At 67.9% G+C, this 14,084-nt stretch carries 12 protein-coding genes; 2 read left to right on the top strand and 10 right to left on the bottom strand.

The window, feature by feature from the left end; all coding sequences use genetic code 11:
- Positions 1–62: 62 nt before the first annotated feature.
- The 5 genes from IEW15_RS09770 to IEW15_RS09750 form a co-directional block, all read right to left on the bottom strand.
- Entirely contained in the window at positions 63–365 is a 303-nt protein-coding gene (locus IEW15_RS09770; protein ID WP_188577276.1) for a hypothetical protein, read from the bottom strand.
- 130 nt (positions 366–495) lie between these two features.
- Entirely contained in the window at positions 496–1,053 is a 558-nt protein-coding gene (locus tag IEW15_RS09765; protein ID WP_188577273.1) for a cytochrome b/b6 domain-containing protein, read from the bottom strand.
- A gap of 3 nt (positions 1,054–1,056) precedes the next feature.
- Positions 1,057–1,347: a PepSY domain-containing protein gene (locus tag IEW15_RS09760; RefSeq protein WP_188577272.1), complete on the bottom strand. Its 291-nt coding sequence runs from the start codon at positions 1,345–1,347 to the stop codon at positions 1,057–1,059.
- Positions 1,348–1,470: 123 nt separating this feature from the next.
- The gene (locus tag IEW15_RS09755) at positions 1,471–3,543 is read right to left on the bottom strand and encodes an AsmA family protein (RefSeq protein WP_188577271.1); all 2,073 of its coding nucleotides are present in this window, start codon (positions 3,541–3,543) and stop codon (positions 1,471–1,473) included.
- A gap of 249 nt (positions 3,544–3,792) precedes the next feature.
- Positions 3,793–4,638, bottom strand: coding sequence for an OmpA family protein (locus tag IEW15_RS09750; RefSeq protein WP_188577270.1), 846 nt, complete (start codon positions 4,636–4,638; stop codon positions 3,793–3,795).
- A gap of 526 nt (positions 4,639–5,164) precedes the next feature.
- Here IEW15_RS09750 and IEW15_RS09745 point away from each other — a divergent pair.
- Both IEW15_RS09745 and IEW15_RS09740 read left to right on the top strand, forming a co-directional pair.
- Positions 5,165–6,082 carry a histone deacetylase family protein gene (locus tag IEW15_RS09745; RefSeq protein ID WP_188577269.1) on the top strand — a complete coding sequence of 306 codons (918 nt, stop codon included), beginning with the start codon at positions 5,165–5,167 and terminating at the stop codon, positions 6,080–6,082.
- Positions 6,079–6,636 (top strand): MmcB family DNA repair protein, encoded by a 558-nt coding sequence (locus IEW15_RS09740; RefSeq protein WP_229707973.1) that lies wholly within the window; start codon positions 6,079–6,081, stop codon positions 6,634–6,636. The genes IEW15_RS09745 and IEW15_RS09740 overlap by 4 nt, the downstream gene beginning before the upstream one ends.
- A 58-nt stretch (positions 6,637–6,694) precedes the next feature.
- Here IEW15_RS09740 and IEW15_RS09735 read toward each other — a convergent pair whose 3' ends face one another.
- From IEW15_RS09735 to IEW15_RS09715, 5 genes are all read right to left on the bottom strand, one after another.
- Positions 6,695–7,309, bottom strand: coding sequence for a glutathione peroxidase (locus IEW15_RS09735; protein ID WP_229707972.1), 615 nt, complete (start codon positions 7,307–7,309; stop codon positions 6,695–6,697).
- A 115-nt stretch (positions 7,310–7,424) separates the two neighbouring features.
- Positions 7,425–9,839 carry a DNA translocase FtsK gene (locus tag IEW15_RS09730; RefSeq protein ID WP_188577267.1) on the bottom strand — a complete coding sequence of 805 codons (2,415 nt, stop codon included), beginning with the start codon at positions 9,837–9,839 and terminating at the stop codon, positions 7,425–7,427.
- On the bottom strand, positions 9,836–10,282 hold the full coding sequence (locus IEW15_RS09725; RefSeq protein ID WP_229707971.1) for a PAS domain-containing protein: 447 nt from the start codon (positions 10,280–10,282) through the stop codon (positions 9,836–9,838). The genes IEW15_RS09730 and IEW15_RS09725 overlap by 4 nt, the downstream gene beginning before the upstream one ends.
- Before the next feature lie 100 nt (positions 10,283–10,382).
- Positions 10,383–11,171, bottom strand: coding sequence for an ABC transporter permease (locus IEW15_RS09720; protein WP_188577263.1), 789 nt, complete (start codon positions 11,169–11,171; stop codon positions 10,383–10,385).
- 157 nt (positions 11,172–11,328) lie between these two features.
- A complete protein-coding gene (locus IEW15_RS09715) occupies positions 11,329–14,037 on the bottom strand; it encodes a mechanosensitive ion channel domain-containing protein (RefSeq protein WP_188577260.1) in 2,709 nt (902 codons plus the stop codon).
- Positions 14,038–14,084 lie beyond the last annotated feature (47 nt).

The raw sequence follows: 14,084 nt of genomic DNA, 5'->3' as shown, positions 1-14,084 counted from the left end.
GGAGGACGGGCCGCCTCACGCCGTCCCAGGCGACGGTGACGCTCTAAACCAGCCCGCCGCGCTCATTGCGCGACAGCCTCTTCGAGGTTAGGAAACTGGCCAAGCAGCAGCAGAACCGCCGCCCAGCCCCAGATCTCGATGGTGTGGGCCACAAGCATGCCCAGGGTCGCCAGCGCCACCAGCATCGGCACGGCCAGCGGCGCATTGCCCAGGATGTTCGAGGCATGCGCGCCCGACCGGCGCAACAGCGCGATCACCGCCAGCGTCGCCGCCACATGAACCGCGATGGTCAGCAGGATCAGACCGGTTGCCAGCATCAGCTGGAAACCGACGCGGGCGTCAGGCGCAAGGGCGGCATCGATCATGGGCAACGGGCTCTGCATGGTGGCCGGCAGGATGGCGGATCGGGCAGGATGGCGGGTCGGGCACCAACCTATCCTGCCTCCCGGCGCCGGGAAAGCCTCCGCACTGTGACTGCAGAGCGAACACCTGCCGTCAGCGCAGCCGCTTGCGTCCGGTGATCATCGCCGCGATCAGGTTCACCGGCCCGGCCACGCTGTCAATGACAGCCACCGCCGCATGCAGCAAGGCCAGCGGGATGATCGCCTCGGCGGCGGCCTCGTGCAGCTCTTCCACCCAGCCCACGCCCCAGAACATGTCGGTGGTGGTCATGATGCCGGTGATCGACACCACCGCCAGCAGGGCCATCAGCGTCAGCATCATCACCGCGCCGGCGGGATTGTGGCTGCGATAGATCCGGGCCCGCCCGGCGATACGATCGCGCAGATAGCCCAGAAGTACCGCCGGTGTGGGCACGAAGGCCCGGAACCGCGCCGGTTCGGTGCCGACGAACCCCCACAGGATGCGCACGGCCAGCGCGCCGGCCACGACATAGCCGACCCAGCGGTGCGGCGCCTCGCCCTCTTCCAGTATGGCCAGATCCAGCAGGCAGCCCACCACCACCAGCCAGTGAAACAGCCGGACGACCGGATCCCAGACCCGGACGCCCGGCCCGGCGCGCGACAGTTCCACGGCCGGGCCTGAACGGGACATGGCTCAGTCGATCTCCTGCTTCACGATCCGGGCATCGGTCGGGTCGAAATAGACCTCGGCCTTGCGGCCATCCTTGTCATGGCCATAGATCTCGTAGCAGTTGCCTTTGGTCACCTCGAAGCTGCGGATGTCCTTGAAACCCATCTCGGCGATCTTCGCCTTCATCTGGTCTTCCGGAATCCATGTATCCCTGGCGGCGGTGGTACAGGTGGGCCCGGCCAGTGCGGGGGCCGCAAGCGCCACCAGAACAGCCGCCGGGGCAGCGACGCGGGCAAGCAGGCGGGAAAGGGTCATCATCGGGCCTCCGGGCAAAGGGAGGGGCATCGGACCTTCCGGCGCCCGTCCAGGCCCAGACACTAGTCGCTGCCGCTTGCGGCTGGCTTACACCGGCCTGACGCGCCCCTTACACTCGATCGCTTATCGCTTGAACAAGCCCTTCAACTGGTCCAGCGGGTCGGCCGGCTCGCTGCCGTCGGTGTTGGTATCGCCACCGCTCTGGCGGCCCCCCAGCAGGCCTTTCAGCGCGTCGCCGACATCGCCCTCACGCGCACCCTCAATCGCGCGACGCACCGCCTCAGGGTCGTTCAGGCCCTGCCGCAAGGCCCCCTCCAGATCCGGGCGGTAGGACAGGTTGCTCCACGGGCCTTCCACGATCACCGGCACCATCAGCCCGGCCAGATCGGCACGGCCGCCCTGGCCCTCCAGATTGGCCACCGCCTTGGGTTCGATCCGGTAATCGAGCCGGCGTTCCGGCAGGTTCACCGTGCCCGCCGCCGTCACCCGCAGCAGCGGCGCCTGCAACTCGGTGTCGCGGTTGCTGACGATGCCCCGCTCGGCGGTGAAGCTGCCGCCTAACCGGGCGAAATCGGTTTTGCGTTCGGCGCCGCCATCGTCGAAGGCGCCGCCCAGATTGCGGATCATGGCGGCAATGTTGATGCCACGCAGCGCGCCATCCGTCACCGCGTAAAGCCCGCGCCCGGCCAGGCTGCCGATCAGCGCTGCCTGGCTGTTGCCACGCGCGGTCAGGTCGAATTCGGTGCGCCCGGTGCCTTCCAGCCGGTCCGATCCGGTGGCGGCGGTCAGCAGCGGCAGCAGATCCAGATCCTGGAACGTGCCCTTCAGCGACAGCGATGCCGGGCTGGCGCGGCCATTGACGCCGATGATGACATGGCCGCTGCCGCCATAGAGCCCGGTCTGAGGCACATCGACGGTCAGGCGGCGGTCGTCCAGCCTCAGCGCCAGTTCGGTCGCCCCCAGCCGGGTGTCGCGGATCGTCACCGAGCCCGCATTGATGGTGACATCGGCATCCGCCACCGCCAGCGCCGACAGATCGATCGGCGCATCGCTCCAGCCCTGATCGCCGCGGCCGCCAGCGCCGGTCTCAGGCGTCGTGGCGCCCCCGCCGGCATCGGCCGGCAGATAACGGTCCAGCACAAGATCGCCGGTGGCAAGCGCGCCCTCGATCTTCGGTCGCGGGCCCGACAGGTCCAGCGCCATCCGGCCGGTGGCCTCGATCTCGTCAACCGTCAGGCGGGCATCGCTCAGGGATACCCGTGCCGGCGTCGCATCCATCCGGCCGGCCAGCGACAATGCCGACAGCGCGCCATCGGGCAGCGCCAGCGGCGTGCCCATGGCATCGGCCAGACCACGCGGATCGGGCACGGTCACCGCGCTGGTGCCGGCAAAGCCCGGCTGGCCGCCCGGCAGCGCCGTGCCATCCAGCACGATGCGGGCGTCCCGCAGGCCCAACTCCACCCGCGCCGGGGTCTCGCGCCCCTCGATCACCGCCCGCGCGGTTTCGGCGCGCGCCGATATGGCGACCGGCATGTCGCGCCACACGGCATCGCCGGTCAGGGTCAGGGGCGTGTCCAGGGTTTCGGTCGCGACGGTCAGGTTCACGTCGTCCAGCCGCTGTTCGGTGCCGCTGGCCGCATCGCGATAGAGCACCGTGCCGTTGGTGATACGGACATCGCCCAGAGTGAGGCCGCTCAATCCGCCTTGGCCGCCCCCACCCGGCGCCGCGCCTCCCGATGTCGACGTCTCTGGTGCATCCGCTGCCGGCGCTGCCGGCTGGACGGTGCCGGACATGGTCTCGCCCCCGGCGGCGATCTGCCAGTTGGCGGTGCCGTCCGCCCGTCGTTCCAGCCGGATCACCGGCTGATCCAGCACGAAGCGCGCCACCCGCACCTCGCCCGACAACAGCGGCCACAGCGCCAGTTCCACCGCCATATGGTCGATCTTGGCCATCTCGCCCGCATCCGACCAGCTGGCATTGCCGAACCGCACCTGGTTCACATCCACCGCCAGCACCGGCAGCAGCGACAGGCTGACATCGCCGTCGATGGCAAGCGTGCGGCCTGTCCGGGCCTCCACCTCGGCCACCACCCGGCGCATGATCGCATCGGTCGGGATCAGGAAAGGTGCCGCGACCGCCGCGCCGATCAGCAGCACCACGATCACCGCGACCGCGATCAGAAGCTTTCTAACCATGCGTTCGTCCCTCCCCTTGTCCGGCGCCCGCCCCGCCCGGTCGGCAGGGTTTCCCATCATCCGGGCGGGTCATCGAAAACCTTGCCCCACAGCAGACACCATGTCCGGTGACAGAAAAAAGGGCGGACCCGCATCTTCATGCGAATCCGCCCTTCTTCACCTATCCCGGCCCCGGACACACGCCCCGATGGAGGCGCCGTCCAGAGCCGGCAGATCAGTCGCGTATCGATCCGTCCGTCAAAGGCCTGATCAGTTGGCCAGGCGCAGGATGACGACGCGGTTGCGCTGCTCACGCACGCCATCGGCGGTCGCGACCGGCACGTTGCGCTCGCCATGGGCGGTCGCGGTGATCGCGTTGCGCGGCACGCCCAGCTTCACCAGCTCGGCAGTCACCGACTCAGCGCGGCGGGTCGACAGGCGATCGTTGTAGGGGATCGGGCCCGAACGGTCGGTGTGGGCATCCAGACGCAGAGCGACGCTCTTGCGCTCCTTATAGGCCGCGGCGGCATCACGGATGATGTCATAGGCCTGACCATGCAGCTGGGCGCTATCCCACGGGAAGAAGATCTGGAATTCGACCGGCTTCACGACCGCGACCGGCTGCGGGGCCGGGGCGGGCTTGGCTTCGAGTTCGGCCATCGCATCCTCGAACATCTTGCGGCAGGCCGCGATGTCCTCGGGCTGATGATTTTCTTCCTGCTCCTGCACCCAGCAGTCAAAGCCCGCCTGGGCCTTGGCAGCGGCGACCGGCTTCGACGCCATGGCGCCACCGTTCAGCTGGGTCATCAGACGCTGACGGGCCGAGCTGAGGGCCGGCAGCGAGCCGCGGGGCAGATACCAGTCTTCCAGCTGCTCCGGCGGAACGACGGTGCCCTGCCGGGCCCAGTCACCCTTCTGGGCGAAGACGTCGCCGTCGACCCAGTCGAACTCAGCACGCTCGGCACGCGACAGCGCCAGATACTCGTCCGACAGAGCGGCGAGGAACGGGTCGCTCGGCGCCGGCGTCTGCGCGATGCTGTCCGGGTCGATGAGACCGCAGGCGGAAATGCTGCCGGCGACGAGGCCGACCACGGCAAAGCGATTCAGCGCGTTCATTATGGATTACCCTCCTTGGTGAAGCCGATCGGGTGGTTGCCCGGCATCCTATCGAAATCGGCACATGATGCCCGAGTCATCGTCGTGGCTTTTTCGTCACCCTTCGTGCACGTCTCTCGACGCCTGCACTCCAGGTCGGACACACCGCGCGATGGAACGGCGAGCTGCGACGAAACGGAGATCATGCAACCCCCGCTGTGCTTCGCGATCCGGCATGCCGGTACCGGCCGGGAAAGGCTTGGTCCCCGCCGCTCAGGCATGCCGCACCGCACGAAGGCGCAGTATCGAGACTACTCCCGAAACCGGCCGGAAAAAACAGGCAACGGCGCCCTTGGAACCGTTGACCACGGCAGTTTGATCCCCGCCGCCGGGCAACGGTCGTCGATTCCTGGTCGATGCCCATCATTGATCGGTGCATGGTGGATGCCGGCCGTTGATCCATGATGGGCAAACCGGGACGACGCCACATAGTGTCATAGCATCCTTAATGTTTCGCGACACCGGTCCAGGTCAAGGGTTGCTTCCAATGAGCCTCTCTGTTGTGCATCATTCCTGCTACACTGTGCCTTTTCCGCCACGAAATCGCTTCCCGATCGGCAAATTTGCGGCCTTGAAAGCCTATCTGGACCGGGCACCGTTCGCACACCGGCTGCGCGTGGTGGAGCCGCAGCCGGCCTGTGCGTCAACCTTGTCGCGGGCGCACACCGCCGATTACGTGGCCGACGTGCTGGCCTGCCGGCTGGACGCCGCTGCCGTGCGCCGGATCGGGGTGCCGATCATGCCCTCGGTCGTCACCCGCTCGACGACCGCCGTGGGCGGCACGATCGCCGCCGTCAGCGCGGCGCTGGAACAGGGGGTCGCCTGCAACACCGCCGGCGGCAGCCACCACGCCCATGCCGGCTTCGGCGCCGGATTCTGCGTGTTCAACGATGTCGCTGTCGCCGCGTGCTGGGCACATCACGTGGTGGGACTGGCGCATGTTCTGATCGTCGATCTGGATGTGCATCAAGGCGACGGCACGGCGCGGATCCTGGCCGGCCAGGACTGGGCCGTCACTTTCTCGATGCATGCCGCGCGCAATTTTCCGGCCCGCAAAGCCTTGAGCACGCTGGATATAGAGCTTGCCGACGGCACTGGCGACGGGGTCTATCTGGACCATCTGGAAGACACGCTGCCAGGGCTTCTGGACAACCCGCGCCCCGATCTGGTGATCTATCTGGCGGGGGTCGATCCGCATCGGGACGACCGCCTGGGACGGCTGGCCCTGACCGATCGCGGGCTGGCCGCCCGCGAACACATGGTGCTCGATCAGTGTCTCCGTCGTGGCATTCCCGTGGCGACGGTGATCGGCGGGGGCTATGCCGATGACATGGCGGCCCTGGCACAGCGCCATGGCATCGCGATCGAGACCGCATCAAGGCTTGCGGAGGCCTATCGTCTGTGAATGACCTGCCCGATCAGGCGATGCCGGCCCGTGCACCAGTGTCGACCGATGCGCCAGTGTCGACCGATGCGCCAGTGTCGACCGATGCGCCAGTGTCGACCGATACCATTCCACCGAACTCAGTTGCCGGGATCGCGGCAGCGGTGGCGGCGGGAGTCCGGCGGATGCTGGAAGAGGCGATGGATTGTGCGGTGCTCGCGGAATTTCCACTCAAATCCGGCCGGCGGGCCGATCTGATGGCGCTGGACGGCCACGGCCGCTTCCTGCTGATCGAGATCAAGAGCGGCCCGGCGGATTTCCGCTCCGATAATAAATGGCCCGATTATGCCGCCTGGGCCGACCAGTTCTATTTCGCGGTGCCCGAGACCTTTCCTCAGGGGCTGCTGCCCCAGGCAGAAGGGCTGATCGTCGCCAATCCTTACGAGGCCGCGATCCTGCGCGACGCCGCACCCCGCCCGCCGCTCAACCCGGCACGCCGCAAGGCGCTGACCCTGCGCTTCGCCCGCATTGCCGCCCGGCGACTGTCGGGAGGGTCCGCGCCCGCGGTTATCTAAAGAACAGGCGCACCCGCGCCCACGACTATTTAAAGAACGCGCGCACCCGCGCGCCGGGTCACCTGAGTGTGGCCTCGATCGCCGCCACAACCTCGGGCGCGGTCGGCTCCACCCGCGACGGCCAGCTGGCGACCGCCCGGCCCTCGCCATCGATCAGATATTTGTGAAAATTCCACCGCGGCTGCGCGTCCTCGCCCAGGCTTGCCACCAGCCATCTGAACAGCGGATGGGCGGCGTCACCGCGCACGACCTGCTTGCTCGCCAGGGGGAAATCGACGCCATAGGTGACGGTGCAGAAGTCGCGGGTCCGGGCCGCGTCGTCATATTCCTGACCGCCGAAATCACCCGACGGCACGCCCACCACCATCAGCCCCTGGTCGCGATAGCGCTGCCACAGCGACACCAGCCCCTCATATTGAGGTGTGAAGCCACAGAGCGAGGCGGTGTTGACCACCAGGATCGGCCGGCCCGCCCAGGCGCCGAGATCGATGGTGCCGCCGTCGATCGCCGGCAGGGTGAAGTCATAGGCGCTCATCGCATCGCCCTCCGTCTCGCCGATGGGTGCTGCGGCGGATGCGCCGCGCGGAATGGCTCCAGCCGGCATGGCAACCATCAGACCCACCGCGATCAAGGCCGCCACGGGCATATGCCGAAAATGCGTGGGAGTGACCATGACCTGCCTCCTTGCATCCCTCAGGTTGCATCCCTCAGGCCGGCCATGATTGTGCCGGGCCGCCCTGCCCGTTCAGGATAGGGCGGCCCGTGGCGGCTTCAAGGCCGGAGGTGGATCACGACGACCGGCGATCGGCGAAGTAGCTGCGGGCGTTCACCAGAATCTGCCGGCGGCCGACATGGTCGGGCGGGCTGACCATGCCTTCCGATTCCATCCGCTCCACCAGACGGGCGGCGCGGTTATAGCCGATCTGCAGGTGCCGCTGCACGAAACTGACCGAGACCTTGTCCTCCCGCAGGATCAGGGCCACGGCCTGCGCGAAAATGTCGCCATCATCATCGCCGTCCGGCGCGCCGTCATCAGCCGGCAGACTGTCGATCGGCATGTCGCCATCGTCATCCTCGGTGACGCTGTAGACATAGTCGGGCCGGCCCTGGCCGCGCAGGTGCTCCACGACCTCCTCGACCTCGCGGTCGCTCACGAACGGCCCGTGGACACGGGTGATGCGTCCGCCCGCGGCCATGAACAGCATATCGCCCTGGCCCAGAAGCTGTTCGGCGCCGGCTTCCCCCAGAATGGTGCGGCTGTCGATCCGGCTGGTGACCTGGAACGAGATCCGGGTCGGGAAATTGGCCTTGATCGTGCCGGTGATCACATCGACCGACGGCCGCTGGGTGGCCATGATCAGGTGAATGCCGGCCGCGCGCGCCATCTGCGCCAGCCGCTGGATCAGCGTCTCGATTTCCTTGCCGGCCACCAGCATCAGGTCGGCCATCTCGTCGACGACCACCACGATATAGGGCAGGTGCTCCATCTCGACGATCTGTTCCTCGAAGATCGGCTCCTGCTTCACCTTGTCATAGCCGACCTGCACCCGGCGCGTGACCTGCTCTCCGCGCAGTTCAAGCTCGGCGACCCGGGTGTTGTAGCCCTCGACATTGCGCACGCCCAGATGCGACATCGCGCGATAGCGGCTCTCCATCTCGCGCACGACCCATTTCAGGGCGACGACCGCCTTGTTCGGATCGGTCACCACCGGGGTCAGCAGATGCGGGATCTCGTCATAGACCGACAGTTCCAGCATCTTCGGGTCGACCATGATCAACCGGCACTGCTCGGGCGGCAGCCGGTAGAGCAGAGACAGGATCATGGCATTGATGCCGACCGACTTGCCCGACCCTGTGGTGCCGGCGATCAGCAGATGCGGCATCCGGGTCAGATCGACCACCACCGGCTCGCCACCGATATTCTTGCCCAATGCCAACGGCAGACGATGATTGCCCTGGCTATAGGCCGGCGAGGCCAGAATTTCGCGCAGATAGACCGTGGCACGGCTCTCATTCGGCAATTCGATGCCGATGACGCTGCGACCGGGCACCACCGCGATGCGGGCGGTGATGGCGCTCATCGAGCGTGCGATGTCGTCGGCCAGATTGATCACGGTCGATGACTTGGTGCCGGGTACCGGCTCAAGTTCGAACAACGTCACCAGCGGGCCGCGCCGCACCTCCATGATCTCGCCACGGATGCGGAAATTGCGCAGCACGGTTTCCAGCTTGCGGGTCTTGTCGGCCAGCACGCCTTCATCCAGTGCCGGATCATCCTCGGCTTCCGATGTCGCCAGCAGCGCCAGCGGCGGCAGATTGTAGCCGGGAGCAGGCTCGAAATCGGCATCGGCAGCAGCGCCGGCCTCCACCTCCGCCTGAATGTCGAACCCGTCGCCCTCGTCCGGCAGATCGTCGCCGGCCAGCTCCGGCGCATCCAGCCACGGCGCGTCGCCGGTGTCGTCGGCGTCGGGTGCCAGACCGTCGTCCTCGACCTCATCCTCCGATGCCTGCAGCGCGACATCGAGCTCGGACTCAAGGGTCGGCTCGGGCTCCGGTTCGGCTTCAGGCTCCGGTTCGGGCGCCGGTTCGGCTTCAGGCTCGGCCTCAGCTTCGGGCTCGAACGCTGGGGCTTCCGGCTCCGGCTCCGGCTCCGGCTCCGGCTCCGGCACAGATGCCGAAACCGGCTGGTCGTCAACGACCGGCAGGCCGCCTTCCGCATCGGCGGCATTGGCGGCGGCAAGGCTCGCGAAATCGAACACCGGATCCTCGCCGGGCACCACCTCGGCAACCAGCAGCTCGCCTTCCATGAACGGTGGCGGCAGCATCAACGGCGCCACCAGGGCCAGGGCTTCGGCCTCGTCCACCCAGGTCTCGGGCTGATCGTCGGGTTCCAGCGCCGGGGCCAGCGCCGCCTCGGTCCATTCCACACCGGCCAGGAAACCATAGGCGACCGCGAGTGCCGCCGCCTGGTCATCGGTGCCGGTGGCATAGATGATCGACGCCTGGTCGGTACCGGGATAGGCCTCGATCGCCCATTCCCGGGTGCCGGCGCCTTCCAGTTCCACCTGCACCAGACGGAAGGGGCGATCGGTCATGGCGCACCACAGGCCGAATTCCTCGGCGCGCGGCGGCAGGCTGTGATCCTGGTCGGCCTCGCGGCGCGGGTCCAGATCGGGCAGCGTGAAGGGGCGTCTCGCGTTCATGCGTCCACCCTGTAGGCAGCGACGAGCAACTTGCTGACCTCACCATCGAGATCGAAGAATGGCAGCACCAGACGTTCCCATGTCTGTTGCTGGCCGTCAAACAGGGCCGTGTACACCCGCGACACCGGCAGGCGTTCGGCGCGCACGGCATCGTATTCCGCGGCCAGCACCACCGCCCGGTCGGCGGCGATGCGTGCCAGCGAGCAGCCGGTCAGATCGGTGCCGAAGGCCGCGGCATAGGCGGGGCTGTAATAGCGATAGACATAGCCGGCGGTGTCGTCCAGGCCGACGATCGCCATGTCGTCCAGCCACGGACGCAGATCCGCGGGGGCCATGCCGTCGAGGGCCGGAAAGCTGCCGCCGGCACACAGGCGCAACCACAGCGCATAAAGCGCCTTCAGCCTGGGATGCCGCACGACGAGCGCCAGATGGGATGAGGACATCGCGAAACCGATTGCGAGAAGGGTGGACGATAAGACGGCCGGCCACGCGTTGCCACACGGCCGGCTGATGGTGGTTGTCTGGCCGGGTCGGTGGCCCCGGTCAGGCCTTCAGCTTCCAGCCGCGGTTCAGCACCATCCAGCAGGCGATCCCCAGAACCAGATCCACACCCCCCAGCACCAGCACGCCGGCCAGAACCGACCCGTCGGCATGGCCGGTCATGCCATAACGGATACCGTCGATCATATAGAAAAACGGATTGATGTGTGCCGCAAAGCTCCACCCATCCGGCAGCCGGTCGACCGAATAGAACGTGCCCGACAGAAACGACAGGGGCGTGATGACAAAATTCGTGATCGCCGCCATCTGATCGAATTTATCAGCCCACACCCCCGCCAGAATGCCGATCAGCGCCATCATCAGCGATGCCGCCAGCAGGTGGAACAGCACGAAGCCGGGCTTGGCGAATTCGAAATGCACGAAGGGGCTCATGGCGGCGATCAGCACCACGCCGACCAGCACGCCGCGGGTGACCGCGCCAAGCGCATAGCCCAGGGTCAGTTCGGTGGCCGACAGCGGCGCCATCAGAACGTCGACGATGTTGCCCTGCACCTTCGAGATCATCAGCGAGGATGACGAATTCGAGAACGCGTTCTGCACCACCTGCATCATCACCAGCCCCGGGGCCAGGAATTCCAGATAGGGCACGCCGCCGATCACCTCGACCGACCGGCCCAGCGCCAGCGAGAAGATGGCCAGGAACAGCAGCCCCGTCACCACCGGCGCGGTCAGCGTCTGGCCGGCGACCTTGCCGAAACGGCGGACTTCGCGCAGATACAGCGTGGCGAAGCCCCGCCAGTTGACCGCCCCCATATGTCGCGGCTCGCCCATCTCGTCACCTCGCCTCGCCCGGAACCGGCGGCACCCGCCGCCGCCCCGCCCATGCCGCATGAGGGCGGCCAGACGGGGCCGCCGGAGGATAAGCGCCGTGGACGGGCGGGGCAAGCCCGAGGGGCCGGCGGAACCGTGAACGTGCCGGGCCGGGCGGTCAGCGCACCGGCGAGGTGCTGCCGCCGGCATCGCCGGTGCCGTCGTCCAGTTGCGGCGGGCGGCGGACATCCTCGTCACCCGGCAGCTCTGCGGCCGTATCCGGCCGCGCGGGCGTGGCGGCATCCCCGGTGGGGGGCCCGTCACCGGCTGGGGCCCCGTCGCCGGCTGGAGCCCCGTCGCCGGCTGGAGCCCCGTCGCCGCCTGAGGGCACATCATTGGCAGGCCCCCGGCCATCATCATGGCGGCGACCATCCCCCATCAGCCGGATCGGCGCCGGCGGCGCCTTGCCGTCCTTGTCGGCGCCGAAATAGAGCGTGGTGTGCGGGAACGGAATTTCCACGCCGGCGGCGTCGAAGGCCTCCTTGATCCGGGCATAGAAGGCCCGTTTGATGCCCCATTGCTGGCCGGGCTTCACCATGATCCGGGCGCGCACCACCACCTCGCTGGCGCCGAAGCGATCCAGACCGAAAATCTCGATCGGCTGCAGGATCTGGTCGCGGAATTCGGGCTCGCGGGCCATCTTCAGCCCCACCTCGCGCATCATCTCGGCCACATCGCCCACATTCTCGCGATAGGCCACCCCGATATCCAGCAGGGCATACGAAAAGTCCTTGGTCAGATTCTGCACGATGTCGACCGCGCTGAACGGCACGGTGCGCACCACGCCCTCGACGTCGCGCAACCGGATGGTGCGCACGGTCATCCGCTCGACCACACCGGTCTGACCGGCCACCGTCACCACATCGCCAACCGAGATCGTGTCTTCGAACAGGATGAAGGCGCCGGTGATGAAATCCTTCACCAGCGTCTGGGCGCCGAAGCCGATCGCCAGGCCGACGACGCCGGCGCCGGCCAGCAGCGGCCCGATATCGATGCCGATTTCCGAGAACACGGTCAGGACCACCACCAGGCTCAGGATGATCATCACCACATTGCGCAGCATCGGCAGCAGGGTTCTGGCGCGGGTGGTGGGCGCGCGGCTGCCGTCTTCCTTCAGGCGGCGGTTGATGGCGCCGTCGACCATTTCCCAGATCACCAGCGCGCCGACCACGAACACCACGATCTTGACCAGCGCCCCGATCACCGAGGCGCCCGCATCCGAGGCGAGCCAGGCAAGCCCGCCCAGGCCCCATGCCTCCAGCAGCGCCAGCACCGCGAAGACGTGGATGAACCCCACCAGCGCCGCGCGGGTCACCGCCAGATAGCGGTTCACCCGTGCCTCGATCCCCGGATGGCGTTCGACAAATTCATCCGACACCGCGAACAGCCGGCCAAGGCCGCGTTCGGCCGCCAGAACCGCCAGCCGGTCGATCAGCACGATCACCGCGGTGGCGAAGGTCGCCCGCGCCATGAAGGTGAAGCCGCCCTCCACGCCCAGCAGCCAGATCGCCGCCGCCACCGCGACATAGACCAGCGCCAGCACATGCCAGCTGTCGGCCAGACGGGTCCGCAGGGTGTGCATGCCCCGCCGCGTCACCTCCACCGCCCGGTCGGCAGCGGCGCTGGCAAGATCCGTCGGGACATCATCGCGGCGGGGGGCATCATCGCGGCGCTGGGTATCGTCGCGGTGGTAGGTATCATCGCGGTGGGGGGCACCATCGGATGTGGCGGTCGCGGCCGTGTCTGTGGCAGCCCCCAATGGCGCCGAACCATCCCCCGGGTCGGCCATGGCCGCGGTGGCGCCGGGCCAGGCGGCACCATCCGGTTCGGGCGTGCCGCGCCCGGCAATAAACGCCGCCACCTCGTGGCGGTTCTGAAGGATCACCACCGCGGCCAGACTGGCCACGAACAGGCCGAACAGCTTCAGCGCCACCTTCAGCACCGGCGCCGACATGCCCAGCGCCTGGGCCGCATCATACAGGAACCAGCCATAGATGATGATCCGGACGAAACGGCGCAGCCAGATATAGCAATAAGCCGCCGTTTCGTCGCCGATCGGCAGCGGCCGCAGCCGTCGGGTCTGCGGCCGGATCAGCATCCGGCCCAGCGCCATCACCACCCGCACCGCCAGATTGGCCTGGACGATGGCGATGGCGATGGTCGCGGCCTCGCCCGTCGGCCGCACCAGGGTCACCGCCGCCGCCGCACCACCGGCAAAGGCCATGATCCCCAGCAGATCCAGAAACAGCAGCCCGGCGCCGCGCATCACCCGCCGCCAGCGCGCCGCCGGCGGATTGATCATCAGCCGCCCGCGCGGCCGCCTCAGCAGTGCCTTGACGACGGCCTCGGCCACGAAGCCCGCCGCCACCACCGCCACCAGCCGCAAGGCCAGATCCAGCCAGTGACTGCGCTTCTGCGGATTGGCCAGTACCCGGCTGATGCGCTCAACCTCGTCGGGCGCGCGCGACAACGACACCGCCGCCCGCTGCAGGTCGCGCCCCAGAACGTCCAGCCGATTGGCGATCACCGTCGCCGGGCCGTCCAGGAACGGCATCACCAGCTCGGCCGCCAGTGCCTCCTGATCCGGTTTTGGGGCATCGGCGGCGCGCAGCCGCTCCACCAGCTTCTCGCGGCCGGCCGGGTCCTCGATCAGCTTGATCAGCGCCTCGATCTCGGCATCAGAGCCGGCGGCGGCCCCCTCGGCGGCGGCCCCGTCGGCAGGCTGGGACGCAGACGGCAGGCCCGGCAGCAATTGCGCCCGTACAGGCGCCGGCGCCACCAACCCGTGCAGCAGGCACAGGGTCAGCGCCAGGCATGCCGCCGCCAACCAGCGTCCCGGCCGGGCGTGCGGCGCCGCCCTCCCTCTGTGATCGG

This window comes from Tistrella bauzanensis, assembly GCF_014636235.1.
GTDB classification, from domain to species: Bacteria; Pseudomonadota; Alphaproteobacteria; order Tistrellales; family Tistrellaceae; genus Tistrella; species Tistrella bauzanensis.
This window is presented reverse-complemented; position numbering and strand designations above follow the sequence as displayed.